Source organism: Brunnivagina elsteri CCALA 953 (assembly GCF_002289455.1).
Classification (GTDB): Bacteria; Cyanobacteriota; Cyanobacteriia; order Cyanobacteriales; family Nostocaceae; genus Brunnivagina; species Brunnivagina elsteri.
On the sequence record NZ_NTFS01000506.1, the window covers coordinates 1 to 4,053 of the forward strand.

Below are 4,053 nucleotides of genomic sequence, written 5' to 3' on the forward strand. Positions count from 1 at the left end.
TTTTTTGAGTATATCCGCGATCGCATTTCTTTGATCGGAAATATCCCATCTTTGGGCAGTATTATTCGGGACAAATCTTCGCTTAACCCGTTTGGTTGGTCGTGGATGCCAGAATAAATCTTTACCCCGAAGTATTGATGGGATACTAATAAATACTCATTCCTTAGTCGTCTTTAGACAACTTCAGCTTTCAGCCAGGGATTTATAATCCCTGGTTGATTAATAAGTGATTTTACCCAATATAATATTACAAAATAGTTCCTATCTCCTCTAAATAAACTCGTGTAAATGACTCATCTTTACCCAAGGAAGACTCTTCAATCAAACCCTGACGGTGAATTGTAATATTATCTTCTTTTCTAATAACTAAGATTGAATCATCCAAAATATCCCGTGCTATCATCATTTCGGTATCACTTGGATTATTTAAAACAACCATATTACTACCGCAGTAAAACATCCCTTCTGCTTCTAAAATGTTTTCGTCATATTCAGCAATTAATAAATCTAGATTCGGATTTCGTAGTAAATTTTGAACATTCTTGTTGTAATCTGGACTCAGAATTTTTTCTGAATGATTAATGAAAACTCCATCACGACATACAGCACCAATTATCCAATCGGGGTATTGTGAAAGAATATGGTTGATAGTTTCTTTCAAGTCACAAACTGAAATTTTATTGAAAGTCATAATCGGAATTCTCCCATCATTGCCCGACTCAAAGAAAGCGTTTAGAATATGGGATGGGACATCAACACGACAACCAACCGCAGGATTTAAATGCATTAAAATACCTGGTGCTGCATTGATTTCTAAAACCGCAAAACTACCTTCCTTCCAAGATATTTCTAAACTTTCGGCAATCACATCAATACCCACACAAGTCAACCGAAAATACTGGTCAATATCCTGTGCCAAAATAATATTATCAGGATGCATAGTGCTAGTAACATCAATGCTGACATCACCTGCTAAAAGATTAGCAACTTTGCGAAGGTAAATTGTCTCATCTTTTTCGATGACACTATCTAATGACAAACCTTGCTCATCTAAATAAAGTTCCATTGCTTCATCGCACAGAATTTTACTCATTGCTGAAGTTTGGGTATCATGACGTACAGGTTTGCAATTTTCTTCACGGATAAGTTCATCAATTGTCGAGTAACCATCACCTACAACTGAAGCAGAACGACGTTCAGTCGCAGCGATAAATTTGCCATTAACGCATAGCAAACGAAAATCCCTACCTTTAATGCTTTTTTCGACAATTATTCTTGTTGGTAGTTCTTCAGGAATTGCTTTGACTGCGCGATCGCAAGCTAATTCTAATTCTCTGGCAGTGCGTACATCTGGTGTAACCCCAATACCTTTATGTCCAACAACGGGTTTAATTGCGACTGGATAACCGATTTCTTTAGCTACTGCCAAAGCTTCGCGATCGCTCTTAACAATATCACCTTCGGGAACGGGGAAACCTAATGATTTCAAAAATGCTTTACAGTCATCTTTGCGGGTTGTAAAGTCAGAATCAAGGTGACTATCACAATCAAATGTTGTCGCAATTCCGCGAATTTGATTTTTCCCAAAACCATATTGTATCAATCCTTCTTCCCACAAATAAAATGTCGGAATACCTTTTTTCTCCGCAGTTCTCCACAAAGCATAAACCGTAAAACCACCATATACTGAATGTCGAAAACGATTTTGCAGGATTGTTAATTGTTCATCAAAATCAATATTTCCATCTTGGTTAATTGCTTCAAACCAATCCCAAACAAAATAAATAACCCCACGAGTTGTACGTTCATGTAGCGATTGAATGGCAATTTTATACTTTTGAGAATCAGGTTTAACACTCCATTTATTTAAATACATATCCATCTCTAATTTACCCATTTCGCAAGCAGTACGGGCAAATAAATCTGCATGAGATTGATAAGTTTCATTGCCTAAATTTGGAAAGTATTTACAAACCCCTGCCAAATAATCCTCCAACGGTAAAGCTTCTCGGTCATCTGCGATCGCAAAGTCAAATACTAGTGCCCCTGAGTTTAAATAAGGGTTTGCACCAAGATAATGCTTGAAATTGAAAATATCAAAAACATCTGTTTTTCGAGCATTAATTCGTGTATTAATGCGAACTGTCTCATTTATATTGTTTTGAATCATTGATGCAACCCTTTTTTTTCAGATTAAGCTTTCTTGAAATTAGAAGAGTAAGTAGTCGCTATGAATAAAATTCAGTACCAAGTACGTAAACAGTTTTCTTTCTCACCCTAAAGGAATAGATAAAATTTATCAGCTACCAAAAGACATATTTTGTATAGGAAAAATAAATACGAGATAATTTTGTTCCGATCAATTTTAAAGTCATAAATTTTTAGAAATTAAGCGAAAAATATATATGCTAATACGCAGATAAGATGACCAGATTACAAGACTTTTAACGATTTCCTCCCAGCCTGTACTTGTCACTTTAGATACATAAAATAACTTACGCATTTGCTTGCTATCCCAGAAAATATAACTTTAGGGAGTTGACAAAATTGAAAATGTCCTATTTATTCACCTAGTCTTCCAATATCCTTTTTTCTTTTCCCGATTTTGCTATGCCCAATTCCCGACGCACTGTGATAATATTGGAAACTGCTGCATTAGTTCAAAATCAAAACAGTCATGGCTCTGACGCAACAGCGAAAACAAGAGATAATCGTACAGTATCAAGTTCACGAGACAGACACCGGGTCTGCCGAAGTGCAAGTTGCAATGCTGACAGCAAGGATTAATCGCCTTAGCGAACACCTGCAAGGCAATAAAAAAGACCACTCATCCCGTCGTGGTTTGTTGAAATTAATCGGTCAACGCAAACGCCTTTTAGCTTACATTACCCAAGGAAGCCGCGATCGCTATCAAGCACTAATCGCCCGTCTTGGTATTCGTGGATAAATTTCGTGGATAATAATTAACCACCTGCTTATGTCTGCCGAATCTGAACGCAACAATCTACCGTTTGAGCCAAAAACTAAACGCCAAAAACCAGCCAAAGCCAAAGCTCAACCCGTAGTTAAACCAGTATCTGCCAATTTGAAAGAAGGCAAAGTGAAAGAGGACAGAAACCCCCCTTACACTAAAGAAGAAATGGCAATACCAAAAGTAATTAGCGATCGCATGATACGACGAGTTGCTTGTTTCTCTGGTATTCCCACAGCTCTGGGTATCACAACCCTTGTTGTTAGTTATTTACTAGTCGCTTTTGCTGGTATCAAATTGCCCCCCATTGCCGTTTTACTCCTGAATATGGGATTTTTCGGTTTGGGTGTGCTGGGTATTACATACGGTGTCCTCTCCACCTCCTGGGATATAAACCGACCGGGAACCCTATTCGGTTGGGGTGAACTTACCACCAACTGGGGACGAATGGTAGAAGGTTGGCGTACAACTCGGCAAAATAAAGTATAGTTTTTAACAGCCGTACATCAATCGGAAATCTGAGATAGAAATCTTTAGATGTAAGGTTAAATATTTTCAAGAATGTTGAAGTTGAAATTTCATAACTTCAACATTATTAATATTTAAAAATAAAACTCTGCAAATTCAAACAATATACATTATAGTCAAAAGACTATAAAAGCCCAGTTGCTATAAGTAACCGGGCTTTCCGTTGATTTTTGACATTGAAATATTTATTCAATAAATTGCGTTAAAAAATCCACTAAAAAATTTCACTACAAGTTATGACACTGGTCTATTTAGCTTTAATTGAGAACCAAAATTGAGAGCCAAAAGTTAGAATCAATAAAGTTAGAATCAATATTTATAAACCTCATCTACCTTGAGAATTGTAGTTTTCCGAGTCATATTTTGAGATTGCGTCCTTACGTCGCAATGACACAACAGAATAATCAAAAACTCCGGGTTCCGACATGGACGAGGTTTATCTAAGATTTAGAACCAAATTTATAGGACTTACGCATTGACAGAAAAATCAAAATAGGGGTATGGCTTTCCACGCTTTGAGCTTGATTTTTCTGTTCCGCACCATGCGATACGCC

The 4,053-nt window shown here is 36.9% G+C and carries 3 protein-coding genes; 2 read left to right on the top strand and 1 reads right to left on the bottom strand.

The genetic code is table 11. The annotated features are described in order from the left end of the window. Positions 1 to 247: 247 nt before the first annotated feature. The gene (locus CK510_RS27275; RefSeq protein ID WP_095724644.1) at positions 248 to 2,170 is read right to left on the bottom strand and encodes an ATP-binding protein; all 1,923 of its coding nucleotides are present in this window, start codon (positions 2,168 to 2,170) and stop codon (positions 248 to 250) included. A gap of 507 nt (positions 2,171 to 2,677) precedes the next feature. Here CK510_RS27275 and rpsO point away from each other — a divergent pair. Together rpsO and CK510_RS27285 are read left to right on the top strand one after the other, a co-directional pair. Further along, on the top strand, positions 2,678 to 2,947 hold the full coding sequence (rpsO, locus tag CK510_RS27280; protein WP_095724645.1) for a 30S ribosomal protein S15: 270 nt from the start codon (positions 2,678 to 2,680) through the stop codon (positions 2,945 to 2,947). Between the two features lie 30 nt (positions 2,948 to 2,977). Beyond that, a complete protein-coding gene (locus tag CK510_RS27285; RefSeq protein WP_095724646.1) occupies positions 2,978 to 3,460 on the top strand; it encodes a PAM68 family protein in 483 nt (160 codons plus the stop codon). Positions 3,461 to 4,053 lie beyond the last annotated feature (593 nt).

Bases quoted from the DNA above. Each gene is read 5' to 3' on its own strand.
- CK510_RS27275 (WP_095724644.1), bottom strand. From the start codon at position 2,170: ATGATTCAAAACAATATAAATGAGACAGTTCGCATTAATACACGAATT.
- rpsO (WP_095724645.1), top strand. From the start codon at position 2,678: ATGGCTCTGACGCAACAGCGAAAACAAGAGATAATCGTACAGTATCAA.
- CK510_RS27285 (WP_095724646.1), top strand. From the start codon at position 2,978: ATGTCTGCCGAATCTGAACGCAACAATCTACCGTTTGAGCCAAAAACT.